This is a genomic window from Desulfovibrio sp., assembly GCA_016208105.1.
Classification (GTDB): Bacteria; Desulfobacterota; Desulfovibrionia; order Desulfovibrionales; family Desulfovibrionaceae; genus Fundidesulfovibrio.
Map to the genome: position 1 here is coordinate 24,911 of JACQYS010000005.1, position 25,015 is coordinate 49,925.

The 25,015-nt window shown below is 60.2% G+C and carries 17 protein-coding genes and 3 tRNA genes; 11 read left to right on the plus strand and 9 right to left on the minus strand.

The annotated features are described in order from the left end of the window. Positions 1 to 72: 72 nt before the first annotated feature. From HY795_02660 to HY795_02690, 7 genes are all read right to left on the minus strand, one after another. Positions 73 to 1,947 carry a cache domain-containing protein gene (locus tag HY795_02660; GenBank protein MBI4804118.1) on the minus strand — a complete coding sequence of 625 codons (1,875 nt, stop codon included), beginning with the start codon at positions 1,945 to 1,947 and terminating at the stop codon, positions 73 to 75. A 133-nt stretch (positions 1,948 to 2,080) separates the two neighbouring features. Next, the gene (locus tag HY795_02665; protein MBI4804119.1) at positions 2,081 to 3,715 is read right to left on the minus strand and encodes a lactate permease LctP family transporter; all 1,635 of its coding nucleotides are present in this window, start codon (positions 3,713 to 3,715) and stop codon (positions 2,081 to 2,083) included. A 32-nt stretch (positions 3,716 to 3,747) separates the two neighbouring features. After that, a complete protein-coding gene (locus HY795_02670) occupies positions 3,748 to 5,037 on the minus strand; it encodes a (Fe-S)-binding protein (GenBank protein ID MBI4804120.1) in 1,290 nt (429 codons plus the stop codon). Between the two features lie 4 nt (positions 5,038 to 5,041). Next, complete coding sequence (locus HY795_02675) at positions 5,042 to 6,424, minus strand: FAD-binding protein (protein ID MBI4804121.1); 1,383 nt, start codon at positions 6,422 to 6,424, stop codon at positions 5,042 to 5,044. A gap of 436 nt (positions 6,425 to 6,860) precedes the next feature. Then, positions 6,861 to 8,267 (minus strand): sigma-54-dependent Fis family transcriptional regulator, encoded by a 1,407-nt coding sequence (locus HY795_02680; GenBank protein MBI4804122.1) that lies wholly within the window; start codon positions 8,265 to 8,267, stop codon positions 6,861 to 6,863. A gap of 2 nt (positions 8,268 to 8,269) precedes the next feature. After that, positions 8,270 to 11,275, minus strand: coding sequence for a PAS domain-containing protein (locus tag HY795_02685; GenBank protein MBI4804123.1), 3,006 nt, complete (start codon positions 11,273 to 11,275; stop codon positions 8,270 to 8,272). Between the two features lie 46 nt (positions 11,276 to 11,321). Beyond that, a complete protein-coding gene (locus HY795_02690) occupies positions 11,322 to 12,230 on the minus strand; it encodes an alpha/beta fold hydrolase (GenBank protein ID MBI4804124.1) in 909 nt (302 codons plus the stop codon). Positions 12,231 to 12,406: 176 nt separating this feature from the next. On the opposite strand from HY795_02690, the gene HY795_02695 reads away from it, so the two are divergent. From HY795_02695 to HY795_02725, 7 genes are all read left to right on the plus strand, one after another. Beyond that, positions 12,407 to 12,838: a hypothetical protein gene (locus tag HY795_02695; GenBank protein MBI4804125.1), complete on the plus strand. Its 432-nt coding sequence runs from the start codon at positions 12,407 to 12,409 to the stop codon at positions 12,836 to 12,838. 65 nt (positions 12,839 to 12,903) lie between these two features. Beyond that, positions 12,904 to 12,979 (plus strand) — tRNA-Val (locus HY795_02700). Positions 12,980 to 12,986: 7 nt separating this feature from the next. Continuing rightward, positions 12,987 to 13,063: transfer RNA gene (locus tag HY795_02705), tRNA-Asp, on the plus strand. A 306-nt stretch (positions 13,064 to 13,369) separates the two neighbouring features. Further along, positions 13,370 to 13,446: transfer RNA gene (locus HY795_02710), tRNA-Asp, on the plus strand. A gap of 129 nt (positions 13,447 to 13,575) precedes the next feature. Continuing rightward, positions 13,576 to 13,971, plus strand: a complete 396-nt coding sequence (locus tag HY795_02715; protein ID MBI4804126.1) for a gamma-glutamylcyclotransferase — start codon at positions 13,576 to 13,578, stop codon at positions 13,969 to 13,971. Between the two features lie 123 nt (positions 13,972 to 14,094). Beyond that, positions 14,095 to 15,243 (plus strand): NADP-dependent isocitrate dehydrogenase, encoded by a 1,149-nt coding sequence (gene icd / locus HY795_02720; protein MBI4804127.1) that lies wholly within the window; start codon positions 14,095 to 14,097, stop codon positions 15,241 to 15,243. 163 nt (positions 15,244 to 15,406) lie between these two features. Next, complete coding sequence (locus HY795_02725; protein MBI4804128.1) at positions 15,407 to 16,000, plus strand: class I SAM-dependent methyltransferase; 594 nt, start codon at positions 15,407 to 15,409, stop codon at positions 15,998 to 16,000. Between the two features lie 111 nt (positions 16,001 to 16,111). On the opposite strand, the gene cadA is transcribed toward HY795_02725, so the two are convergent. After that, on the minus strand, positions 16,112 to 18,310 hold the full coding sequence (gene cadA, locus HY795_02730) for a cadmium-translocating P-type ATPase (GenBank protein MBI4804129.1): 2,199 nt from the start codon (positions 18,308 to 18,310) through the stop codon (positions 16,112 to 16,114). Between the two features lie 287 nt (positions 18,311 to 18,597). Further along, positions 18,598 to 18,828, minus strand: coding sequence for a hypothetical protein (locus HY795_02735; GenBank protein MBI4804130.1), 231 nt, complete (start codon positions 18,826 to 18,828; stop codon positions 18,598 to 18,600). Between the two features lie 210 nt (positions 18,829 to 19,038). On the opposite strand from HY795_02735, the gene HY795_02740 reads away from it, so the two are divergent. The 4 genes from HY795_02740 (at position 19,039) to HY795_02755 (ending at position 25,007) form a co-directional block, all read left to right on the plus strand. Then, positions 19,039 to 19,515, plus strand: coding sequence for a chemotaxis protein CheW (locus HY795_02740; protein ID MBI4804131.1), 477 nt, complete (start codon positions 19,039 to 19,041; stop codon positions 19,513 to 19,515). Between the two features lie 69 nt (positions 19,516 to 19,584). Continuing rightward, positions 19,585 to 23,028, plus strand: a complete 3,444-nt coding sequence (gene mfd / locus HY795_02745) for a transcription-repair coupling factor (protein ID MBI4804132.1) — start codon at positions 19,585 to 19,587, stop codon at positions 23,026 to 23,028. Further along, positions 23,025 to 23,948 (plus strand): peptidyl-prolyl cis-trans isomerase, encoded by a 924-nt coding sequence (locus HY795_02750; GenBank protein ID MBI4804133.1) that lies wholly within the window; start codon positions 23,025 to 23,027, stop codon positions 23,946 to 23,948. The genes mfd and HY795_02750 overlap by 4 nt, the downstream gene beginning before the upstream one ends. A gap of 99 nt (positions 23,949 to 24,047) precedes the next feature. After that, positions 24,048 to 25,007: a SurA N-terminal domain-containing protein gene (locus HY795_02755; protein ID MBI4804134.1), complete on the plus strand. Its 960-nt coding sequence runs from the start codon at positions 24,048 to 24,050 to the stop codon at positions 25,005 to 25,007. The last annotated feature ends 8 nt before the right edge of the window (positions 25,008 to 25,015 follow it).

Genomic DNA, 25,015 nt, shown 5'->3' on the forward strand with positions numbered 1-25,015 from the left:
GCTTTGGGCTTTCAGATTGAGCGAAAACCGGTACTCCTGGGTGTCCCCTTGCTTTGCGGTTTCCCGGGAGCCCTAGCGGCCTAGGGCGGGAAGGTTGCAGCCTGCCTCGGTTTTCAGTTCGTCGATGATGCGGCGCAGTTCGTTGGCCTGCCCGAGAAGTCCCCTGATGGCATCGGTGGCGTTTTCCACGCTGCTGAGCGTCCTCTGGGTCAGCTCGCTCACGGATTCAAGGGAATTGTTGATCTCTTCGGACGCAGCAGACTGCTCTTCGGCCGCGGCCGCGATGGTCTGGACCTGCTCGGCCGAGGTCTGCGCACCAGAGACCAGCTCGGTAAGCACAGCGCCGGACTGGTCGGCAAGCTTCCCGGCAAGTTCGATGGTTTCCAGGGCCTTGTCGGTATTGGCGATGCTGTCCTGGGCGGAGGATTGAATCGCGGTGATGCTGGCGGTGACCTCCTGGGTGGCGGTCATGGTTTTTTCCGCCAGCTTGCGGACCTCGTCCGCGACCACGGCGAAGCCGCGCCCGGCTTCCCCGGCCCGGGCGGCCTCGATGGCGGCGTTCAACGCCAGCAGGTTGGTCTGGTCGGCGATGTCCGAAATCACGGTCAGGATGCGGTTGATGTCCTGGGAGCGTTTACCCAGGTCGTCCATGTTGGTTTTGAGCGCTCTGGCCTGGCCGCCGACCTGGCGCATGGCGTTTATGGATTCGTCCACTACCTTGCGGCCTTCCAGAGCGGTGTTCCTGGCCTGCTCGGCCTGGGTGGAGGCGGCGGAAGCGTTGCGGGCCACATCCATCACCGCGGCGGACATCTGGTCCATGCTGGTGGCCGTCACCCTGATTCGTTCGCTCTGTTCTTCGGAACGGCTGTGGATATCATCAGACTGCTGGGAGATGGCTTCCGTGGCTGTGCCGATATGCCCGACCACGGTTTCGAGCCGGTTAGCAGCCATGGCCATGCCGTCGCAACGGGCCTGTTCGGCCTTGTCCATGGCTTCTTCGGCCATCTTGCGTGCTTCGTCTGCTGCCCGGGCTTTGTCTTCGGCATCCTTGGTCTTGGCTTCGATATCCTGGATGTTGCTGCGCAGAGTCTCCACCATGGTGTTGAGGGCGGCCTGCATACGGGCCGCTTCGTCGTTGCCCTGAGCATCAAGCTTGATATCCAGGTCGCCCTTGGCGCAGCGTATGGCGGCGTCGGTGGCTTCCCGGATGGGGCCGGAGATGGTCGTGATGATGAGGGCGCTTAGGAAAATAAGAAGCACGAGGCTGATGCCGATTCCGGTGAAAATTTGTGTGAGAATGGTGCGGATGCGCTCTTCACTTTCAGTACGAATCTTGGCCTTTTCCTTGTCGATGTTGTCAATGTAGACCCCGGTGCCGATCCACATGTTCGTTCCCGGAATCATTTTGGAATAGGCAAGTTTGGGCTGGTCCCCCTGGTTGGGTTTCGGGAAAATGTATTCCACGAAGCCACCGCCAGCCTTGGCCCTGTTCATCAGTTCGCGTACGAAGAAGACTCCGTTCTTGTCCTTGGTTTCGGCCAGGTCCTTGCCCTGGCTCTCCTTGCGGATGGGCAGGGCCACGTTGGTGGTGTTCTCGTAGACGAAATAATAGCCGGACTTGTCGTCCTCGAACCTGATAGGGTCGACCATCTTTCTGATCAGGTCTATTTTTTTCGCCGTGTCGGTTTCGTCCTTGATGGCTTCGGCTATGGAGAAGGCCAGAGAGTCCGAGGCAATGGCCAGCTTTTCTTTCTGGCCGGCCAGCATGATGTTCTGAGCTGCCTGGACGTTGTGGTCGAGAACCTGCTTGAGTCCGAGATAAAAGACGGTGACCACGCCTCCCACGAATACGGAAAAGAGGATGAGCAGCAGCGCGAATCTCCAGGAAATGGAGAAACGCCGGAAAAAGAGGGTGAAGACATTGGAACGTGTGGCAGTGGCGGACATGGACAGGCCCTCCTGGATGCAGAGTGTAATGGAGGTACGACTTTCTCTATCTGAAATAAACCCGGACGAAAGGCAAGATCAAAGAAGGGGGGCCGAATGGCCCCCCTAGACAATACAGGTAACGGACTGCTCTCTAGATAGGCAGCATCCACTTGAGCGGATAGGCCATGAGCATGGTCATGACGGAGATGAAGAGCAGCATGGCCACGGAGTGCCACAGGGTGAAGCGGAAGATGTCGCCGTCCTTTCCGACCAGGCCGGTAGCGGCCACGGCCACGGAGATGGACTGGGGCGAGATCATCTTGCCGGTAACACCGCCGGAGGTGTTGGCCGCGGCGCACAGCTCGGGGCTGACGCCAATGGCCTGGGCGGTGGTCTTCTGCAGGTTGCCGAAGAGCAGGTTGGAGGAGGTGTCCGAACCGGTCAGGAACACGCCCAACCAGCCCAGGATCGGGGCGAAGAACGGGAACAGGACGCCGGTGCCGGCCAGGGCAAGACCCATGGAGGTGGACATGCCGTTGGCGTTCATGATGAAGGCCAGGCCGACGATGTTGCCGATGGACACGATGGGCCAGCGCAGCTGGACGATGGTCCTGCCGAAGCAGCCGATGGATTTGCCAACGCCGTAGTTGGGCATGATGAACAGGGCCAGGATGCCGGACAGCAGAATGGCGGTACCGGCGGCGGCCAGGGGCTGGAACTTGTAGACCACGGCCTGGGCCACGGCCTTGTCGCCGACCATCTTGGCAACCATGTTGTGGTACATGGGCCAGGGGATGTCGATGCTGACAGCCTTGGCCAGGTTGGGCTTAATGGAGGGCCAGCCCTGGATCAGAACCAGCACGGCCAGGATGATGTAGGGCATCCAGGCGCGGATGATCTCGCCAGCCGAGTAGTTGCAGGAGACCACGCCGGTGGACGGGGGCTCGTCGGGGAAGTGGAACACGGTCTTGGGCTTCCACACACGCAGGAATCCCCACAGGGCCACGATGGTCACGATGGCGGAGAGGATGTCGGGCAGGGTGGGGCCGTGGAAGTTGGACATCAGGAACTGGGTGCCGGCGAAAGCCACACCAGCCACCAGCAGGGCGGGCAGGACTTCCAGGGAGCGCTTGAAGCCGCACATGGTGACAGACAGCCAGATGGGCACGATCACTGCCAGGAAGGGCAGCTGGCGGCCGACGATCTGGGAGATCTGCATCTCGTTCAGCTTGGTGGCGCCGGCCAGGGCGGTGATGGGGATACCAACCGCGCCGAAGGCCACGGGAGCCGTGTTGGCTATGAGGCAGATGCCCGCGGCGTACAGGGGGTTGAAGCCAAGGCCCACCAGCATGGCGGCGGTGATGGCCACCGGGGTGCCGAAGCCGGCGGTGCCTTCGATGAAGGAGCCGAAGGCGAAGCCGATGAACACGGCCTGGAGGCGGCGGTCGTCGGTGATGCTGGCCAGGGAGCTCTTGATGATCTCGAACTCGCCGGATTCAACGGTCATGTTGTAGACCCAGATGGCCGTGATGACGATCCACACGATGGGGAACAGGCCGTAGACAAAGCCGTAGGTGTAGGAGCCGATGGCGGTGGACGTGGGAATGCCCCAGAACACGATGCCCAACACCAGGGCCGCCAAGCTGGCGACGGCGCCGGCCACGTGGCCCTTGGCGCGTTGGATGGCGAGCATGTAGAACAAAATGTAAATGGGAATGCCCGCCACGAGAGCCGAAAGCAAAATGCTTTGGCTTATGGGGTCATAGATTTGGGTCCAGGCGCTCATCATTGCCTCCTCTTCAAAGGGTTGGTTGAATTCTACCCAAGGGTCTGGGCATACAGCTCCACAGGGTGCTTGATAGCGACGCGGTCTCCGGCCTGGGACATCATGTCCGCAATCTGCATCATGCAGGCCGGGCAGCCCGCGGCGACGATGTCCGCCCCCGTGGCCGCGATGCTGTCGCGCTTCTTCTTCCCGATCTTGGTGGAGACGGAGTAGTGCTGCAGGTTGAACGATCCGCCGCAGCCGCAGCAGACGTCCGACCCGCTCATCTCAACCACGTTCAGGTTAGGATTGGCCTTCAGTACGGTCCTCACCTGCCCGGACACCCCCAAGCTTTTCTTGAGGTGGCAGGGATCATGGATCGTAACCTTCTTGGCGCCGGCCGCCGGTTCAACCACGGAAACGCCCAATATATCCACGATAAAGGCGTTTATGTCCATGGCCTTTCCGGCGAGCATCTCGATCTGGTCGCGCTCCGCCTGGGAGAGCCCCGTGCCCATGAGCGGCCACACGTGGTGGAAAGCCGACGTGCAGGTGCCGCAAGGGGTGATGATGTAGTCGAAATCACCCTTTCCGAAGAGCTTGAGGTTCATCCGTACCAGGTCCTCGAAGCTTTTCATGTCGCCCGAGGCCAGGGAGGGAACGCCGCAACAGACCTGGTCGATGGGCATGTAGACGCCCACGCCGTGATGCTTGAACACCTTGAGAATGGCCTCGCCCACGCCGGTGAACATCTTGTCCACCACGCAGCCGTAGAAGAAGGCCACCTTCAGGCCGCTCTTGCCCGGAGCGGTGTTCAAATTGCCGATGCTCCGAAGAGGCTTATCCGCCAGGGAGAGCAGGTGCCTGTCTCCCAGAAGCGGCGACAACAGCTTGGAACAGGAAGAGCCGATGATGTCGTTCACCGGCGAAGTGAAGAACCCCTGGAACTTGGTGCCAAGGGCCAGGAGATTGTTGAAGAGGGCCGGTTTGGTGAGCATGCCCCTGAAGATAGCCTTCTTCACGGGGGAAAGCCCGATGTACGCGGTGATGATGGCCCTGGCCTTCAAGAAGATGTCCACAACTTTCACGCCCGAAGGGCAGGCCGCGGCGCAGGAGCCGCACAGCAGGCACTTGTCCAGGCGGTCTTTGACGGCCTTGGCGTCCTTTAGCATCTCGTGGCTCAAGAACTCCAAAAGCGCGATTTTGCCGCGGGCCACGTCCGATTCGCGGCCAGTCTCCGCGAACAGGGGGCATACACTCTGGCACATGCCGCAGCGCATGCAGTTGACGAGCTGGTCGTCAAGCTCCCCCAGCATCTTGAGCATCTGGTTTAAGTCGGCCATGGTTCTAGTCCCCCAGGATCTTGCCAGGATTGAGGATGTTGTTGGGGTCCAGGGCCTTCTTTAAGCGCTTGGAGAAGAGGACGCTGGCCTTGTTGGTCTCAAGCTCCATGTACTTGGACTTGGCCAGGCCAATGCCGTGCTCGCCGGAAAGGGTGCCGCCCAGCTCAAGCGCGGCCGCGAAGATGGCGTCCACGCCCTTCTCGACGCGGTGGAACTCTTCCGTGTCGCGGCGGTCGCACAGGATGGTGGGGTGCAGGTTGCCGTCGCCAGCATGGCCGAAGGTGCCGATGGTGAGCTTGTACTCCTTGGCGATCTTGTCCAGGGCTTCCATCATGGCAGGAATCTTGGAGCGGGGCACGGTGGCGTCTTCCAGAACGGTGGTGGGGCGAAGGCGCGCGAGCGAAGACAAGGCTGCGCGGCGGGCTTCCCACACCTTGTTGCGTTCCACGGCGTCCTTGGCCACCTGCAGGCGGGTGCAGCCGTTCTCCTGGCAGATCTTCTCCACCTTTTCGGCTTCCTCGGCCACCTGGCCGGGATGTCCGTCCACCTCGATGAGCAGAAGAGACCCGGCGTCCGTGGGCAGGCCGACCTTGGCGAAGCCTTCAACCGCGCCGATGGTGAAGTTGTCCATGAATTCCAGGGTGCACGGCACCACCTTGTTGGCGATGATGGCGGACACGCTGCGCGAAGCTGTCATGATGTCGGGGAAGATGGCCATCATGGCTTTGGAGGCCTGCGGCGGGGGCACAAGCTTCAGGATGAATTCGCTCATCACGGCCAGGGTGCCCTCGGAGCCCACCATGAGCTGGGGGATGTTGAGCCCGGTGACGCACTTGACCGTCTTCGAGCCGGACTTGCAGTAGTTGCCGTCGACGTCGAAGAAGTTGACGCCCATGACGTAGTCCTTGGTGACGCCGTACTTCAGGCCGCGCAGGCCACCGGCGTTCTCGGCCACGTTGCCGCCCAGGGTGGAAGCGGCCTGGCTGCCCGGGTCGGGGGGGTAGAAGAGGCCCTTAGCGGCCACGGCGTTGGCGAACTTTGCGGTGATGACGCCGGTCTGGACCACGGCGTACATGTCTTCTTCGTTGATTTCGATGATCTGATCCAGGGCGTTGGTCAAAAGGACTATGCCGCCCTTGGAGGGAATGGTTCCGCCAGAGAGATTGGTGCCGGCGCCTCGAACGGTGATGGGCAGACCGTTATCGTTGCACAGCTTCACAACTTTGCCCACGGCTTCCATGGTGGTGGGGCGCACCACCAGGGAAGGAAGCACGGGGTCGAGCACGGCGGCGTCGTACGAATACGAATGCTTGTCTGCCTCTGCGTCCATGACGTTGTCGTTGCCGACCACGCTCGCGAAGGCCTGTTTAATGGACTGGCTGACCATTCTTTTTTTCTCCCAGTAAATTTGAAAGTTTGTGTAATCCTCCCCGGTCAAGGAGGAATGCGGTCGCTAACCCTAAACAACAATCGTGCCAAGAAACGTCACGAAGTTATTTTCAATCATTTCAGTGGACTGGGCTGGTGAGGGGGACTTAGACTTGGAAACGTCCAAAAACCCGGAAATGAACGCATGCCCTGTTAAAACAGTGGTATGGCGACGTTTTTGTAGCTTTTTGGTGGCAGAGACGCCTGTCCGGAATTCCGGATGGAAAAGGATTGTCCGGGTTTTCGGACGCAAAGGAACCGAAGATGCCGGATCAGGAACGGCACGATGAGAGGGCGGAGCATGATGCCATGCAATTCCGCCATACCGCTGGAACGGACAGGATCTGGAAAACAGGTGGGGGAGCTACCTCAATGGAGGAGGTGACATTTTCGATTTACAGCGTCATCTCATGCTTTTTCAGCAACGCGTACAGATGCGACCTCGACAATCCCGACGTCTCCAGCATCACCAGCAGGTCGCCCCCGGTATCGGCCAAAAGCGCATCAAGATATTCACGCTCCTTGGCCTCCTTGAAGGCCTTGAGCGTAGGCAGCGCGCCCGGAAGCAGCGCCTGGACTGGTGGGTCCGCCAAGGGAGCCGGTTTGTCGTCCCTGCGGCCGCGCTCGATGTTGGCCTTCATCACTTCAAGGCGCACTTCCGGGGGCAGGTGCTTGGCATAGAGGGTGGGCTCCATCCCGGCGGCGGCCAGGGCCCTCTCCAGCACGCCGAAGAGCTGCCGGACGTTGCCAGGCCAGGAATAGGCCATGAGCATGTCCGAGAAGTCCGTGCCCACGCCCTTGGTGGGCAGGCCGAAACGCTGGCACAGGGCGTCCAGCTGGCTTAGAGTGAGAAGCTTGATGTCCTCGCGCCGCTCTCGCAGAGGAGGCAAATCGATGACAAAGGTTTTCAGCCGAAAGAGCAGGTCCTGACGGAATTCGCCCCGGGCGGCCATGTCCTCCAGATCGCGGTTGGTGGCGGCGATCAGTCGGAAGTCGCTCTGCACCTCGATGCTCGCCCCCACTGGGCGGAAGCGTTTCTCCTGGAGAACGCGCAAAAAAGCCTTCTGAATGCCCATGGGCATCTCGCCCACTTCGTCCAGGAACAGGGTGCCTCCGTCGGCCAGCTTCACCAGGCCCGGGCGATCCTGGTCCGCGCCGGTGAAGGAGCCCTTGCGGTGCCCGAAAAGGGTGCTCTCCAGCAGGGTTTCCGTGAGCGAGGCGCAGTCCACGGCCACGAATTCGCCCAAAGACCTGGGTGAATTCAGGTGGATGGTGCGGGCCATGAGCTCCTTGCCGGTTCCGGTCTCGCCGGAGATGAGCACCGGTCCGGTAAGGCGTGAAGCCTGGGCCACCAGGTCCAGGCAGGCCTCCATCTTGGGGCTGCTTCCGATGATGGATTCGCGCCTCAAGGCCACGGTGGAAACTTCCTGGGCTTTTTCCTTGTGGTACTTGAGCGCCCTGTTGAGCGAGAGCATGGTCTGCTTGATGGGTGCGGGCTTGACCAGGTAGTCCCAGGCGCCTCCGGAGATGGCCATTTCAGCGCCGTCCGGATCGCCCAGGCCGGTCAGGATGATCACCTCGGGAGGATTGTCGCCGCGCCGAATGTCCGCAAGGGCGTCGAGCCCGTTGCCGTCGGGCAGGCGAATGTCCAAAAGCACCACATCCACTTCTTCCGAGCGGACCAGGCCGAGGCCTTCCGCCAGGGTGCCGGCTCCAAGAAAATTGAAGCGCATGCGCCGGGAAAGGCTTTGAAAGGTGTCGCGGATTTCCTGGTCGTCATCGATTACGAGAATTGTCGCCATTCTTACTGTCCGGTGTCCAGAACCTGGCCGATGGCCCTGGCCAGGTCGTCGCCGTTGTAGGGTTTGAGCACAACAGTCCTGATGTTGCCCGCCAGTTCGGCCGCAGTCAAGGCGCTACGCCGCCCGGAAACCAGTATGACAGGCAGGCTGGGGGCCAGCCGGTTCAAGCGTTCGGCCAGTTCCACTCCGGACAGGCCGGGCATGTCATAATCCGTGACCACGATTTCAACGAGCCCCGGGCTTTTCGCCAGGTATTCAAGGGCGTCCGCCGCTCCGTTCACGGCCGTCACCGTATAGCCCATAAGCTGAAGGACCCTGGGGATGACCTTGAGCTGGTCCTCGTCGTCCTCCACGAAGAGAACGTGTTCGTGCCCCTGGCGTACGGGGCCGGCTGCCGGGACGGCCTTGGGGGAATCCGAGTCGAAGTCAGCCAGCTTGGGGAGATAAATCTCGAAACTGGTGCGTTGACCCGGCTGGCTCACCACCCGGAGTCCCCCCCTGTGGGATTTCACGATGCCGTGCACCACGGCCAAGCCAAGGCCCGTGCCTTCTCCCTTGGACTTGGTGGTGAAGAACGGGTCGAAAATGCGGTCCATGATGTCAGGCGGGATGCCCGGGCCTGAGTCGGTAACGGAAAGCTTGAGGTAACGGCCGATGGGGACGTTGATCATGTCCGCCTGATTCTCGTCCAGGTCAACTTCGGTCAGTTCCAGGGACATGTGCCCGCCTTTGTCCCGCATGGCCTGGTAGGCGTTGGCGCAGAGGTTCATGACGATCTGGTGGACCTGGGTGGGGTCGGCGAAGGCAATGGCCGGATGGGCGTCAATGCGTTCGCTCAAGGTGATGTTGCGCGGCAGGGTGGCTGCGAAGATGGCCAGGGCCTCATGGGCCACCTCGGCCATGTCCGTGGGAGCGAAGCCTTCCTGGGAGGGACGGCTGAAGGCCAGAATCTGCTGCACCAGGCGCGAGCCCCGCCGCGCGGCCTTCAAAGTGCGTTCAAGGTCGAGGGCGGTGTCGGAATCCTCGGGCAGGTCCATGAGGGCCAGCTCGGTGGAATTAATGATGGACGTGAGGATGTTGTTGAAATCGTGGGCGATGCCGCCGGCAAGGGCACCGATGGCCTCCATCTTTTGCGATTGGAGAAGCTGGCGCTCCAGGCTCATCTTGACGGTCACGTCTTCGGCCGTGCCCAGAACGCCGACGATCTCTCCGGCGTCGTCATGCAGGGGCACGATGGTCATCTCCAGGCTGACGGGGTCGCGCTCCGGAAGGTTCAGGGTCCATTCGCGCCTGTGCACCGAATGACCCGAAGTGAGCACGCGGCGGTTCACCGCCTCGGCGGACGAAGTTTCCGCCGCTGGCAGGAGGGCGGAAACGCCTTGCCCGACGATCTGTTCCGGACTTTCGAGCCCAAAGAAATCCAAAAAGGACTTGTTTACGCCAAGGTAGTTGAGGTCTTTGTCCTTCCAGTAAACAAGCTGGGGAATGTTGTTGAGAACGGTCTGAAGCATTGCCTGGGAACGCCTGAGCGCCTTCTCGGCCTCGCGGCGCAGGGTGATGTCCTGGAGGGCTTCCACCACGCCAGCGGTTTCACCCTTGGCGTCCTTGTACGTGGCCTTGCTCACGATGACGCCGTGGGTGTTTCCCATTGAATCGAGCATGTCCGTTTCAAAGCTCAACACCCCTGGAGTGGCCAGAAGGTGCCGTTCCGCCGCGTCGAAACGTTTGGCAAGGGGATGGCTGGGATTGTCCAGCAGGTCCTCCCGGTTGACTCCGAACCATTTTTCGAAGGCCAGGTTGCATCCCAGAAAGCGCCCGTCCGTGCTCTTGTAGGAGAGCGGAAGGGGGATCGTGTCCATAAGGATGGAGAGAAAGGACAACTGGTTTTTTATCTGCATCTCAACAGAGCGTTTCTGGACGATGGACGTGGCCAGGAGCACCAGCACGAAAACCAGCAGGAAGAAACCGGACAGGCTGATCCAAACGATCTGCTTGTTGATTGTGTAAAAGGAGAGGGGCTCGTTGATGAGCGTCGAGCCCATGGGCAATTTGTCTTCAGAGATGCCGAAGCGCTTGAGCACGACATAGTCGAAGAGATAGGGGTCGTCGAATTTGTCCACGACCGGAATTTGCGAAATCGACTCCCCGGACATCACCCGCAGGGCCATCTTGGCCGCCAGGGCGCCTTCCCCCTGGCCCGAGTGGAGCTTGCCGCCCACGATGCCGTAGCCGAGCATGAACCTCCATGCACTGTAAATGGGCACCGGCAGCCGTTTTGAAAGTATTTCACACACTTCCTCCACGGAGTAGACCTGCTTTTCCGTCCCGAGGTAGATGGGAATAAGAAAGATGATGTCTTTTTCAGTAAGGTTGCTGGTTTTCTCGAAGAGTTCAGGAAGAGTTTTGACATCCCAGTACTCAAACGTGACCTGGTTGCGGAATTTGGCCGCAGCTTTGCGCACCTGTTTGCGGATGGCCAGTCCTGTCAGGGAGTAATCGGCTATGACCACCATCCGGGTGGCTTCGGGAGAAAGCAAAAGCGACAGGCGGATGTTCGTCTCGAAGTCGGGGACCTCCACCACGCCGGTCATGTTCTTGTGGCCAGAGAGCATGGCGGGGTCGAAGTCGTTGACGCCGCAGAAGATCACCGGGGTGTCCGGGAAGAGCGACTTTTGGTATTTCAGGATGAACTGGAAGGCGAAATCGTCGGAAACGATGATGGCATCAAAGCTGGGGTTGCGGTATTTTTCCTTGAAGAGCCTCTCAAGGACGGCATCCATGTTCGGTTCCGCGAACCGCTTGGAATCCATGTATTCTATCTGCAGATCATAGGGCAGCGTGGACTTGTCCAGGGCTGAGCGCATGCCTTCGAGAATCTGGTCGGACCACGCGTATCCGTTGTGGTAGGAACTCAGATAGAGGATTTTCTTCTTCACTTCCACCTGGCCGTGGGCAAGGCTTGCGATGAGAAGAAGAACCGTGAAGGCGGCAGTGGAGAAAAATTTCATGGTTTGTATCGCCGTGGTTCTTGGTAGACCAAGGCGAGCCAAGATATCAAGCTCCGGCGGACTGGCCCTGGAGTGGTTTCCCGCTCAGGGAAGAGCCCGCCTCGCACCCGGGAACGAATTCGTCCAGGAACTCCATGACCAGCCTGACGGTGGGCAGGTGGTAGAGCATGCTGATGTGGCTTATAGGCGCTGTTTGTGCCTGGATCCAGCCCTCCTCTGGAACCTCCAGGGAGGAAGTGGGCAGAACCATGTTGTCCAGCGGTGAAAAAAGATTGAGCTTGGGCATGGTCTTCGGGGACGAAAGGGAATTGATGCGCTGGACAAGGGCTCCGTTGTGGTGAATGCTCCGCCCGAGTTTTCCGGCGGCCAGGGCCGCCAGCTTGCTGCCTTGGTTGGGCGTGCCAAGGAGTATGGTTGCCCGAACGAGCTCGGCGGTTTGCGGGTCGGCAATGGCCGCGCGGGCCAGCAGCCCCCCAAGGCTGTGTCCCATGAGGATGATGGGTTCCTTGCCGCATAAATCAGCCGCTTCCCGGACAACATCTTTGAGTTGCTCGGTCAGCTGCCAGAAGTCGTATTTGAGGGTGTTGTAGCTTAGGCAGAATACTTTTTCATAGCCTGAGCGTCTGAGCCACCATTTGTAGAGATACCAGGCCGAGGCATTGTGGTAGAGCCCATGCACCAGGAGCACCGGCGGACGGACGCAGCTTGGCGACGGGGAGGGCTTCCAGAGCCGTTTGGCGAATCCGATAGGGTAGGTCACATAGACCATGAGCTGGCTGGAAACGCTCGACAAGAACCCTACCATGACGCACCAGAAGAGCCCGCGAGGTCCTTGGCACGTTGTGCTGTGGGATGGATGCGGGTTGCAGGCCGCTTCATACCAATAGAACGCGTAGGTCAGCCCGGAAATGAATACTCCTGTGCCAAGCAGTATTGTAAGAACGATGAGAAGCATGGAGGTCTCCAGGTAACCAGCCGGTTGAATCCGGCACAGACGACGCATCTATACAACAAGCATCTTTCTGTGGCAATGCGGAGTCAATTGTTACAATTGTTACAGTCTCAAAATCATCATTTTGGCTGTACTAGTCCGATAGGCGTTGAACATTCCAAATCGCAAAGGAGTCCCGGATGGTAGTGTTGTTTCGGGAATTGAGCGTCTGCTTTGCCGCCGGCATCGTCGGCGGTCTGGCGAACAGTATTTTCCTTTGGGGAGCTGGGTATTTGGGCTTGAGTGCTGCCATGGGGGTGAATATCGCCCCTGCATGGTCGCCGCCATGGCTGTATCAACGCTTGGTGTGGGGCGGCATATGGGGGCTTTTGTTTCTTCTCCCGATTTTTGGGCGTTCCATCATTTTCAGGGGGATTCTTTTCGGAATGGCGCCAAGCCTGGTGCAGTTGTTGTGGGTTTTCCCGGAGATGCTTGGCAAGGGCATGTTCGGCCTGTCCCTTGGGGCCATGACCCCAGTGTATGTGCTCATCGCCAATTCGGTATGGGGAGTAACCGCGGCCTGGTGGGAATCGATCAACCACGACAGGCCCAAGTTCAGCGGGCGTTATTAGAAGATACGGAAAAAAAGGTTGACCTTTTTTTCGCTCAATTATAGACGTCTGTTCCTCGTGAGGGCGGGCGGGTAGCTCAGTTGGAAGAGCACCGGCCTTACAAGCCGGGGGTCACAGGTTCGAGCCCTGTTCCGCCTACCACGTATGCGCGGGAGTAGTTCAGTTGGTTAGAACGCCGGCCTGTCACGTCGGAGGTCGCGGGTTCAAGTCCCGTCTCTCGCGCCACTGCTCGCCCGAGCCCGGATACTCTCCGGGCTCTTTTTTTATTCTCCACATACCATGTGTGTTGTCCGGAATGGTCTGACTCCTTCAGCCTGGTCTCCCTGTTCGCATTCAAGATGGACCGAGTTGTGCTCAATGGCACCGCAGGGCGCATACTTCAGGATGTGCCCGACAATGACTCGTCACGAGAATTCCGTCTTTTCCGCAAAACGGCACGAGCCCCCTTGACCTTTCCCGTGGGCGCGTATAAACGACGCTTCCCCGTGACGGTGTTCCGGTCTTTTGGGCCAGGCAGCGTCTCGGGCATGCGCGGGGGTAGTTCAGTTGGTTAGAACGCCGGCCTGTCACGTCGGAGGTCGCGGGTTCAAGTCCCGTCCCTCGCGCCACTGAGAACAAGGGGAATACCCCATCACGAACCGGTCAGGAGCACACACCTGGCCGGTTTTGCTTTTATCGCCTTGTACGGGGTCTCTCAGTCTCTTGACGGGAAAGCCCGTTCCCGTAACCTTGCCGCCATGAGCAAGGAGCATTTCTTTTTCTACGGCACCCTGCGCCCGGGCCAGCACAACTATTTCGCGCTTCTTCACGACGCGAAGGGCGTTACTCATGTGGGCCTTGGACGGACGGTGGAACGTTACACCATGCTGGCTTCCGGATATCCCTTCGTTCTTCGCTGTCCGGCTTCGACGCGCATCCGGGGCGACGTGTTTGCGATACGTTCCCGCGAGGTCGTCGCGGCAGTGGACGAACTTGAGGGGCATACCGGACGGGCGCGCGGCTACCGGCGCGAGCCTGTGGACATCGAGCTGGACGCGGGAGGGCGGATAGTCTGCTGGATGTACCTTTACTACGGCACCCCCCTGGCCGAGGAAGTCCCGGACGGAGACTGGCTCGCCCTGTCCGCCCGGTGATCCCGGCCATTCTGTCTTAACCGACTTCCTGATCATGATCCGGCATACCCATCCGCGCGGTTGACAGCACCTCCCCGGAGCCCGTAAGCGCTTTCTCTCCCACACATATCCCAGGAGCGCAGAATGAACAAAACCGTCCATTACATTGTTGGCGACGGCATCGGCCCCGAGGTCTTCGCAGCCGCCCGGCCCGTTATCGACGCCGCTGTGGCCAAGGCCTACGGCGATTCCCGCAAGCTCGACTGGAAGGAACTCCTGGCAGGCGAGAAGGCCTTCAAGGAGACCGGTAACTACCTGCCCCAGGAAACCCTGGACACCCTGGCCAAGGCCGAGCTTGCCATGAAGGGGCCCCTGGGCACTCCGGTGGGCGGCGGTATCCGCAGCTTGAACGTCACCATGCGCCAGGTGCTGGACCTCTACGCCTGCATCCGGCCCATCAAATATTTCCAAGGCATCGAATCCCCGGTGAAACGCCCCGACCTGGTGGACATGATCGTGTTCCGCGAGAACACCGAAGACGTCTACGCAGGCATCGAATGGGCCTCCGGAACTCCCGAGGCCAAACGCCTCATCGAGTTTCTGCGCACCCTGGGCAAGAACGTGGACGAAACCGCGGGCGTGGGCATCAAACCCATGACCCCCAAAGGCTCAAAGCGTTTGATCAAGAAGGCCATCGAGCACGCCATCTCCCAGAAAAAGTCCAGCGTCACCCTGGTGCACAAGGGCAACATCATGAAGTTCACCGAGGGAGGCTTCAGGGCCTGGGGCTACGAGCTGGCCGCCGAGGAGTTCTCCTCCCAGGTGATGACCGAGCAGGAGGCCAAGGACGGCGGCAAGAAAGCGGTGATCATTAAGGACCGCATCGCGGACGCCATGTTCCAGGAAGTGCTCATCCGCCCAGAGCAGTATTCGGTGATCGCCACCACCAACCTAAACGGCGACTACCTCTCCGATGCGTTGGCCGCCCAGGTCGGCGGTCTGGGCCTAGCTCCCGGCGTGAACATGAGCGAGAAGCTGGCCTTCTACGAGGCCACACACGGAACAGCCCCCACCATTGCGGGCATGGACAAGGCCAATCCGGGCAGCCTGGTTCTCTGCGGCGCCATGCTGCTCGAACATCTGGGATGGTTCGAGGCCGCCAAGAGCATCCACGACGCCATGGACAAGGCCATCAGCGCCAAGAAGGTCACCGTGGACCTGGCCAACCAGATTCCCGGCAGCACCACCCTGGGCTGCACCGCCTTTGGCGAACTGCTCCAGAAAAACCTGTAGCAGAGCCACAGCGAGCCGTTCGCGTATTGGCCGGGAGGATGTAAGTCCTCCCGGCTTTTCATTTTTCCTGAGGGATTGTAGAAAAACGAACGCCCGGAAGAAGCCGCCCCGTTCAGGAAGGGGGCTTCTTCGAACATGTACCCGCCCTTGAGAAGGAGTCGGCATGTTTCATGATCTTGCCCCGGCAATGGTTGAGCGGATGCGCGTGCTCGAGGCCCGGGACGCGGCGGACCGCACCGACGGCACCCCCCATGCGCAGCGTCTGCGCCAGATCCCGCCGGACACCGGAAAGTTCCTGGCCATAATGGCCGGGTCGGCACCAGACGGCGAGTGGGTGGAGGTGGGCTCCGGAGCCGGGTATTCGGCCATGTGGATTTCGCTTGCCTGTAGAGCCAGAGGGCGAAAGCTGACCACATTCGAGCTTTCGGAGGAAAAAGCGGCCATGGCCCGCGAAACCTTGCGTCTGGCCGGGATTGAATCCCTGGTGGAGCTCAAGAAGGCGGACGCTCTGGCCGAACTGAAAAAGCGCAATACGATCGCCTTCGCCTTTCTGGACGCGGAGCGTTCCATCCTGGAGGCCTGCTACGAGCTCATCCTGGAACGCATGGTCCCCGGCAGCATCCTCTGCGCGGACAATGTCATAAGCCACAAGCACCAGATCGAGGATTTTTTGGCCAAGATCCCCCACGACACCCGCATGGACAGCGTTATCGTGCCCATAGGGTCGGGGGTGCTGGTCTGCCGCAAGCCTAGCTGATCCTGCGAGACGAGTTCATTAAGCCCTCACCAAAAGGGCGATTCAACGATGAAAACCCGGCCCGCGCCGGGTTTTTGCATTCCAACGGGTGTTCCTTCCTGGCGGGTGACGTTATTTCCGTATGCGCAGCAGGCGAAGGCCGTTGAAGATGACGGCCAAGGAGGCCCCCATGTCGGCGGCGATGGCGGCCCAGAGCGTGGCGACCTGGAAAAAGGCAAGAATGAGGAAGACGGCCTTCAAGCCCAGGGCGAAGCCGATGTTCTGTTTAATTATCCCCACGGTCCTCCTGGAATGCCTGATCAGCCAGGGGAGCTTGGAGAGGTCGTCGGACATCAGGGCCACGTCGGCCGTCTCTATGGCCGCGCCGGTACCGATGCCCCCCATGGCGATGCCCAGGCTCGAGGCGGCCAGGGCGGGGGCATCGTTCACTCCGTCTCCCACCATGGCCACACGAGTGCCGCGCGCCACCATATCCGTCACGATAGCGGTCTTGTCTTCGGGCAGGAGATTGGCCCGGTAGCCGGTCACCCCTGCCTGTCGGGCGATGAGACTCGCGGTCTGCTCGTTGTCGCCGGAGAGCATCACCATTTCCGCCATGCCGAGCTGTCTGAGCGATTCGACAGCCCCTTGCGCTTCCGGCCTCACAGTGTCCTTGAGTGTGAGCGTGCCGAGAACTTTCGACCCGTTCCAGACGGCGACCACGGTGGACGCTTCGGCATGGGCACCCAGAAAACGCTCCCGCAGTTCCTGGGTCAAAAGCGCCGGTGCCTGCTCGCCAAGCAAACGTTCGTTGCCGACGAAGAACAATTTTCCTTCGATGCGCCCCTGGGCGCCCCGTCCCGGATGCTCCAGAACGTCTTCCACTGTTGGGAGGTGAAGGCCTGCCGCCTGGGCATGGTCGAGTATGGCCCGGGCCACGGGATGGCTGCTGCGCGATTCGAGCGACGCGGCCGTTGCGAGAAGCTCTACAGTTGCTGTGCCGGCGCAGACGTCGATCTGGGTGACTGCGGGCTTGCCCTTTGTAAGTGTTCCGGTTTTGTCCAGAGCGACAGCCGTAATGGATGCGGCGGCCTCCAGATACGCTCCACCCTTGATGAGAACGCCGTTGCGGGCGGCCGAGGCCAACCCGGCCACCACACTCACTGGAGTGGAGATCACCAGGGCGCACGGGCAGGATATCACCAGCACCACCAAGGCCTGGTAGAACCATTGGGTCCATTCCCCGCCCGCGAAAAGCGGAGGCGCCAAGGCCACCAGGATGGAGAGGCCCATCATCGCCGGCGTGTAAACGGTCGCGAACTTGTCCACCCATTGCACGGCCTTGGCCCGTTTGGACTGGGCCTCCTCCACCATGTGCATGATCCTGGAAAGGGCCGAGTCCGAGGCTGCCGCTGTGGTTCTGATCTCCATCGCCCCTTCGGCGTTAATGGTCCCGGCGTACACGGTGTCACCAGCGGCTTTGGGCACGGGCATGGACTCACCGGTGATGGGAGACTGGTCCACGGAGGAACTGCCGGCCACAACGAGCCCGTCCAGAGGAATGCTGTCGCCAGGGCGTACCAGAATCCTGGAGCCGGCCGGAACCTTTTCAACCGGAGTGGGGTGCGGCGCGAGCGCGCCGGGTTTTAGAACCAGCGCTGTGGTCGGGGTGATGTCCATGAGCGCCTGGATGGCCTTCCTGGCCCTTCCCATGCTCCATGATTCAAGCTGGTTGGCCAGGGAGAACAAAAAGGCCACGGACGCCCCCTCGGAATAGTCCCCTATGGCCATGGCGCCGGTGGCGGCGAGCACCATGAGCAGGTTCATGTCCGGGCGCAAAGTCCTGGCGGAGATGAGAGCCCTTGGCAGCACATGCCACATTCCGGCCGCCGCGCCGAAAATCCAAAAGGCCACGGCGGCAAGTGGCACGGATGCATCATGGCTGAAAGCGCCTGAAAACGTTCCATGTTCCCCTATGGCCGTTGCCAGGCCCATAAGCCAGGCCGTGCCGCTTGTGGCGCATAAAAGGGCACGCCCATGGCGTTTAAGAAATGACTCCGAAGCATTGTTGGAAGAACAGGACCCTCCACAGCAGGAGCATCCGTCGAGGGGGGCAGTGTGCACGGTGGCTTCCATTCCTGTGTGAGCCACGGCTGTGATGATATCTATTGCCCCGATCGTAAGGCCGGTGGTGTTCACAGTGAGTTTTCTGGAAATGAGGTCGAAGGCGAGCCGCTTTTCATCGTGCACCAACGGCAGAAGGGCGCTTTTAAGCGTGGCGATCTCCTCCTGGCAATCCATCTGGGAGATGAGGAAGGCTATCTGTGGCATGGAGAGTGTCCCTTAAGTCAAACCGAAAAGGCTCTGTGGGGCCCGGAAGAGCAGGGCGATGCGCATCCTGGTGCCGCTGATGCCGGGTCAAATGCGGTACAGGGTATAGGGAGGATGTTAATTTTGAAATTCATTATCATTTGCCTGGAAAGCAAATAGGCCCGGCGTGGGGCGCTGTCAAGCAACGGAGCTACGCTTGGCGGTCTTGCCTGGTTTCAGTGGCGGTGTGCCAAAAAAAGAAGCCCGCATGGCAGGCTTTCCGTCACAATCATGTGGTTGGAAAAACTTCAGCGAAGGCCGTCTGTGCCTGCCCCGCGCATGCAGGAGCGAAGCATGAGCTCCTGTAGAATAATGCGTTCGTATTCCAACGGGGTAGTTGGAGCTGGAGTGTTTTCTTCGGAAAATGGCCTGTCCAAAAGTTGCGCTTCTTCCCAAAAGTCGAGCAACTCGTCGTCGGCGAGGGTCTTTACCTGCTCTTCCAGGGGGTACTGATCGCTTTCAGGAAAATACTGTCCCATAATTTCTCGAATGCCTCCGTCGGACGTGACCGACACCTTATCATTAAACAACCATGGATTTTTTTCAAGTGTCTGATATCAACGTTGCTATGGGGCGCTTGGCGCCAAATGGTGGTTGCCAGTTAGCTGGAATACTGTTAGAAAATAAATCTTAAAGGGTCCCGTTATTTTTTGGCTGCCTGTAACAACCCAGTCCGGGAGGAACCCAGGATGGACGAGGCTCAAAAAAAGCAAGACGCTGAACTCATGCAGCTGGTGACTTTCAGCATCGGCGAGGAAGAATTCGGTGTCGATATTCTCAAGGTGCAGGAGATCATCCGCATGATGGAGATCACCAAGGTGCCGCGCGCTCCCGAGTTTGTCGAGGGGGTCATCAATCTGCGCGGCAAGGTAATCCCCATCATCGATCTGCGTCGGCGCTTCGGCCTTTCAGCGCGCGGACACGATAAGCACACGCGAATCATCGTGATTGAGATCAATAATATGATTGTCGGCTTTGTTGTGGATTCGGTCTCAGAAGTGCTGAGAATTCCGTCGAGCACGGTGGAGCCGCCTCCGCCGGTCGTTTCCGGAATGGAGTCCGAATACATCAGCGGCGTGGGCAAACTGGAGGACAGGCTGCTTATACTCTTAGACCTGGATAGGCTCCTTTCCCGAGAAGAAACGGTATCTCTCACCAACGTATAGAAAACCAGTACAGCACGAAACCTACGCCGCCGGGTCCCAATGGCCCGGCGGCTTTTCGCCGTTAGGCCCATGGCTACCCCTACACCCCCATTCCATGATCTTCTTGCTGGCAAGGCCCAGTCCGTAAGCCTCTATAAGAGCGGCCCGGGTAGTCTGGTCACCTTATGCCGCGACCTTGTGGCCAAGGGCCGGACCGTGGTGCTCATCGCGCCTGGTGCCGCCGATCTTTCGCAGATAACGGCGCTTCTGCACCTCTTTTTCCCCGCTCCGGACGATCCGGCCGCGCAAAAAAGCTGGGCCGCCCTGCCGTCCTACCCCCCCGGTCTGCCGAGCCAGGCGACCTGGGCCAAGCGTTGGGCTTTCCTGCAGGCGTGCGCCAACACGCAAAAGCCCAAGGTCCTGTGTCTCTCCGTGGACAATCTGCTCCCCAAATGGCCCCCCATGGAGGCCTTGGAACACAATTTTCTTGAGATCAAGGTCGGCGAGGACCTCCTTCCGGAAATGATCCTGGAGCAGGCATCCGCCTGGGGATACCGGCGGGTGGGCATGGTGGTTCAGCCTGGCGACCTGGCCCTGCGCGGAGATCTGCTCGACCTCTTCCCTCCGGGATACGACCACCCTGTTCGCCTTGAATTCTACGGGGACACCCTGGAGAACATCCGGCTCTTCGACGTGAACTCCCAGCGCTCCCTGGCGGAGGTGCGCGAGGTCTCCATCCTGCCTGTGGCACCGGCCATCCTGACGGAACCCTATCTTACCCGTTCCAGGGCGCTTTGGGCCAAGCTTGCGCTGACAGGCGAAATCAACCGCGCCACCCAGGCCTATCTGGAGGACATGCTCATAAAGGGGGACGGAACCATCTGGCCGGGCCTCTACTACGATTCTCCGGTGTCCCTGGAGGAATGGCTGCCCAGGGACGCGGTTTTTGTTCTGGCCCAGTCTTCAAGCCTTCGCCCGCGGCTTGAAGAGCAGGAGTTCGGCTGGGTGAAAGAGCTCGAAAAGCTTTCCGCAACACAGGCCACGGTCTGGCCCCGGCATCAGGTCATCTGGCCGGAAGCCATGGCCAGGCGCGCATGGCAGGGCAAGCCCCAGCTCGTGTTCGAGGATCTTGTCATCGGCCAGGAGAAGCACGGGGTCGATCTGGTGGAGCGCAAGATCGAGAATTTTCAGGATCTGTTCTGGCGCCCAGACGAGATCCGCCGCCCGTGGAGCACCTTGGTGGCGGCCATGAGGCAGTGGGAAGAAGAACATCGCCAGGTCCTCTTGTCTTTCCATTCCCAGCAGTCCAGACGCAAGTTCTTGAAGCTTGCCGAGCACGAGGGGCTGGCGCTCCTCCAGGAACCGGCCACCGGCAAGCCTGGCCTGCATGCCCTAGTTTCACCGCTCAGGCGCGGCATGGAGCTCGCCTGGAACAACTGCCTGATCCTGCCCGAGGACGTGCTTCAGCCAGGCACTGAAAAGAGCGTCAGGCCGCGCCCGGAGAAGGGCTTCAAGGGGCTTGCCGCTTTTGACGACGTGAATCCGGGAGATCTGCTGGTCCACCGCGATTACGGTCTGGCCCGTTTCGAGGGGCTTTCACGGCTTTCGGTGGACCAGGCGGCCAACGACTACCTGCTGCTTCTCTTTGACGGCGGCGACAAGCTCTATCTCCCCGTGGACCGCTTGAGCCTGGTGCAACGGTACAAAGGCCCTGAAGGATCCGAACCTTCGCTCGACCGTCTCGGCGGCTCCCGCTGGAAAACCAGCCGGGAGAAGGCCAAGAAGGCCATAGAACGAATCGCCCAGGATCTGGTGGAGATGTACGCCTACAGGCGGGTGGCCAAGGGATATGCTTACGGCCCGGTCAATGAGCTCTACTGGGAGTTCGAGGCCACCTTCGGTTTCGAGGAAACCCCGGACCAGGACCGCGCCATCTCCGAAGTGCTCGAAGACATGGAACGTCCGGAGCCCATGGACCGCCTTGTCTGCGGCGACGTAGGCTTCGGCAAGACCGAGGTGGCCATGCGGGCCGCCTTCCGGGCGGTGCTGGACGGCAAGCAGGTGGCCCTCCTGTGCCCGACGACGGTCCTGGCCGAACAGCACTACCAGAATTTCCTGAAGCGGCTGGAGGGCTTTCCCGTTCATGTGGGCATGCTTTCGCGCTTCGTCAGCGCCAAGCGGGCCAAGATGGTCACGGAATCCGCTGCCAAGGGAGAGCTGGACATCCTCATAGGGACCCACCGCCTGCTATCCAAGGACGTGAGCTTTCCAAGGCTCGGGCTCATCATCCTGGACGAAGAGCAGCGCTTCGGCGTGAAGCACAAGGAAAAGCTCAAGACTCTCAAGAAAAACGTGGACGCGCTGACTCTTACGGCCACTCCCATACCGCGCACCCTGCAGCTGTCGCTCTCGGGAATCAGGGGCCTGTCCGTCATGGAAACTCCCCCTGTTGACCGCAAGGCGGTGGACACGGCCCTTATCGACAGAGACGAGCGCATGCTGGCCAACATCGTGGCCCGGGAGCTCGAGCGGCAAGGCCAGGTGTTCTGGGTGCACAACAGGGTGCAGAACCTAGCCGCGGTGGCCGACTTCGTCAGAAAGCTGGCCCCGGGCGCCCGCATCGGCATGGCGCACGGCCAGATGGGGGAGAAGGACCTGGAAGAGTCCATGCACAAGTTCTGGCACGGCGAGATAGACGTGCTGGTGTGCACGGCCATCATCGAGTCCGGCCTGGATTTCCCCAGGGCGAACACGCTCATAGTGGACAATGCCCAGATGTTCGGCCTGGGCCAGCTCTACCAGCTGCGCGGCCGGGTGGGGCGGTCGGAGCGCCAGGCCTACGCGTACTTCGTGGTGCCCTCCATCGACCACGTGCCCGAACTGGCCCGCAAGCGCCTCCGGGTCATCCTGGACATGGACTATCTCGGGGCGGGCTTCCAGATCGCCATGGAAGACCTGCGCCTGCGCGGTGCGGGCAACATCCTGGGCGAAGCCCAGTCCGGGCACATCGCCAAAATCGGGCTGGACTTGTTCCTGGAAATGCTCGACGAGGAAGTCCGGCGGGTCAAGGGCGAGCCGCCCAGGGAAGAGGTGGAGACCGAGCTCAACCTGAGCGTTCCCGCACGCATTCCCGAGCAGTACGTGCCGGATTCCAAGGAACGCCTGCGCTTGTACAAGAATCTCACGGCCGCCCAGACGGAGACCGGGCTTATAGAGGCCATGGCGGACATCAAGGACCGTTTCGGTCATGCGCCTGAGGAAGTCGAGAACTTCGCGGCGGTGCTCGGGCTCAAGCGTGTTTTGACCAAACTCGGGGTTCGCCGCGCCGATGTGCATCAATCCAAGATCGTGCTCACCTGGGATGAAACGGCCCAGTCCCTTACCCCGGAGGCCCTTATCACCTGGATTACTCCACGCCAGAAAGTCGCCAAGCTTCTCCCCCCTGCCAAACTGGAACTCAAGCTGGCGGTGGACGCCCCCCTTCGCCAGACTCTTGGCGAAGCAGCGGCTGAGCTGGCAAAACTGATTGCATGAAACATCTTCTTCCCATTCTTCTCCTGCTCTTTTTGCCCGCGTGCCAGCCGGAACAGCTGGAGCAAGGCCTGGCGGGCAAGGTCAACGGCCGTCCCATACCGCTCAAGACCCTGGAGTTCGCTCAGGGTCTCAAACTTTCCGCGCCCACGTCCACAGCCCACGACGAGGTTCTGGCCAAACTTCGGGCGGACTACGGGGAAACCATGGCCGATCTGATCGTCGAGGAGCTTGTGGCCCAGGAGCTGGCCAAGCGTAACGCCGAGGTCACCGAGGCCGAGCTCAAGTATGCCGAAACCTCCGCCCGGGATGGGTATCAGGGAAAGGCCTTCGAGGAGATGCTTTCAGAGGAAGGCATAGACCTTGGTGTCTGGCGGGAGCGCCTGCGAGCCAAGATCGCAATGACCAAGTTCGCCTCACTGGTGCTCCGGCCACGGGTGAGCATAGCCTCGTGGGAGGTGCAGCAATACTACCGGAGCCATGCCGCGGAATTTACCCAGCCAGCCAAGGTGAAATACCTGAAAGTGGAATCGAAGAACGCAGATGCTCTGCGAAAGGCGCTGGACGCCGCGAAAAAAGCCCGGGCCCCGGCTGATCTGCTCACAGTTTTCGACGACGTGTCCATGCAGACCCTGGCCCAGCCTGAGGAAAGCCTGCAGGGAAAACTTCGCGACACGCTAAAAGCCCTGCAACCCGGGCAGGTCAGCCCTGTGGTTCAGAGAGAGTCCGGCTTTCAGGCTTTTATCCTTCTGGAGCGCTCCGAAGCCAAAGTTGAAGGGATGGTGCAGGTCTATCCCATTGTGGAGAAACGTCTTGCCGAGACCAAGATCGCCCAGGAATTCACCCTGTGGCTGATCCAGACCCTCAATACGTCGATTATTGAAATCAGCCCCGGCCTGTTGCTCGAAAAAGGCAAGCACTAGTCCTTAGCGTTTCATTGCAACGTTTTGAAAAACCGAATACAAGGGGCTCGCCGCAAGGCCGGGCGACAAGCCCTCAACCCGCCTGCGTGGAGGATGCCATTGTCCGCCGTTTTCCGATCAATCATTGTTGCCGCAGTATTGCTTTCAGTGGTCCCCACATCGTTTGCCGCCCAACAGGTGGTGGATAAAATCGTAGCCCAGGTCAACGGCGAGATGATCACGCTGTTTGAATTGAACGAACGCGTTCGCGGCTATGTCACCCAGGTTGAGAAGAAGGCCTACAATCCTTCGGATCCGGCCTTCAAGGAAATGCAGGACCGCATCTTGCGGACCATGATCGAAGACATCCTGCTCAAGCAGGAGGCTGCCAGACTCAAGGTCAACGTCTCCGATACGGAAGTGGAATCGCGTATCCGCGAAATCCGCGAAAAAGGCGGTATGAACGAAGAGCGTTTCGTGCAGCAGCTGAGGCTTGAGGGGCTTACCCGCAAGCAGTTTGCCGAAAGCATCAAGAAGGACATCTTAAAGAAGCAGCTCCTGGGCTTTATGGTCCAGCGCAAGGTCGTGGTGAGCGAAGAGGACATCAAGAGCTACTACGACAGCCACAAAGGCAACATCCGGGTTGAATCCGGGCAGCACATCGGCCTCATCATGGTGGGCAAGATGGACGAGGCCAAGGCTCTCAGGCAGCGCATCACCAGTGGCCAGATAGGTTTCGCGGAAGCGGCCAGGAAGTTCTCCATAGGGCCCGGCGCCGAGCAGGGAGGGGATTTGGGCAAGGTTGAGCTCAAGGACCTCGCTCCGGAACTCCGCCAGGCTCTGCAAGGCGTGTCGCCCGGCGGCGTGAGCGAGCCCGTGCTGCTCGACGGTAAGCCGGTCCTTTTGACCATCGGCGCCGATTCGCCCGCTCAGAAGGCTCAGGCCCCGGGCGGAGCACCGCCTTACGAAAGCGTCAGAGACGCGATATACGAGCGGCTCTACCGGGAAAAGCTCGAGAAACAATTCACCGACTACATGGATAAGCTTCGAACCAAGTCGGTCATCAAGGTCAACCTCTGATTCGTCTT

Excerpts from the sequence above, each read along its gene's own strand:
- HY795_02660 (MBI4804118.1), bottom strand. The coding sequence starts at position 1,947 with ATGTCCGCCACTGCCACACGTTCCAATGTCTTCACCCTCTTTTTCCGG.
- HY795_02665 (MBI4804119.1), bottom strand. The coding sequence starts at position 3,715 with ATGAGCGCCTGGACCCAAATCTATGACCCCATAAGCCAAAGCATTTTG.
- HY795_02670 (MBI4804120.1), bottom strand. The coding sequence starts at position 5,037 with ATGGCCGACTTAAACCAGATGCTCAAGATGCTGGGGGAGCTTGACGAC.
- HY795_02675 (MBI4804121.1), bottom strand. The coding sequence starts at position 6,424 with ATGGTCAGCCAGTCCATTAAACAGGCCTTCGCGAGCGTGGTCGGCAAC.
- HY795_02680 (MBI4804122.1), bottom strand. The coding sequence starts at position 8,267 with ATGGCGACAATTCTCGTAATCGATGACGACCAGGAAATCCGCGACACC.
- HY795_02685 (MBI4804123.1), bottom strand. The coding sequence starts at position 11,275 with ATGAAATTTTTCTCCACTGCCGCCTTCACGGTTCTTCTTCTCATCGCA.
- HY795_02690 (MBI4804124.1), bottom strand. The coding sequence starts at position 12,230 with ATGCTTCTCATCGTTCTTACAATACTGCTTGGCACAGGAGTATTCATT.
- HY795_02695 (MBI4804125.1), top strand. The coding sequence starts at position 12,407 with ATGGTAGTGTTGTTTCGGGAATTGAGCGTCTGCTTTGCCGCCGGCATC.
- HY795_02715 (MBI4804126.1), top strand. The coding sequence starts at position 13,576 with ATGAGCAAGGAGCATTTCTTTTTCTACGGCACCCTGCGCCCGGGCCAG.
- icd (MBI4804127.1), top strand. The coding sequence starts at position 14,095 with ATGAACAAAACCGTCCATTACATTGTTGGCGACGGCATCGGCCCCGAG.
- HY795_02725 (MBI4804128.1), top strand. The coding sequence starts at position 15,407 with ATGTTTCATGATCTTGCCCCGGCAATGGTTGAGCGGATGCGCGTGCTC.
- cadA (MBI4804129.1), bottom strand. The coding sequence starts at position 18,310 with ATGCCACAGATAGCCTTCCTCATCTCCCAGATGGATTGCCAGGAGGAG.
- HY795_02735 (MBI4804130.1), bottom strand. The coding sequence starts at position 18,828 with ATGGGACAGTATTTTCCTGAAAGCGATCAGTACCCCCTGGAAGAGCAG.
- HY795_02740 (MBI4804131.1), top strand. The coding sequence starts at position 19,039 with ATGGACGAGGCTCAAAAAAAGCAAGACGCTGAACTCATGCAGCTGGTG.
- mfd (MBI4804132.1), top strand. The coding sequence starts at position 19,585 with ATGGCTACCCCTACACCCCCATTCCATGATCTTCTTGCTGGCAAGGCC.
- HY795_02750 (MBI4804133.1), top strand. The coding sequence starts at position 23,025 with ATGAAACATCTTCTTCCCATTCTTCTCCTGCTCTTTTTGCCCGCGTGC.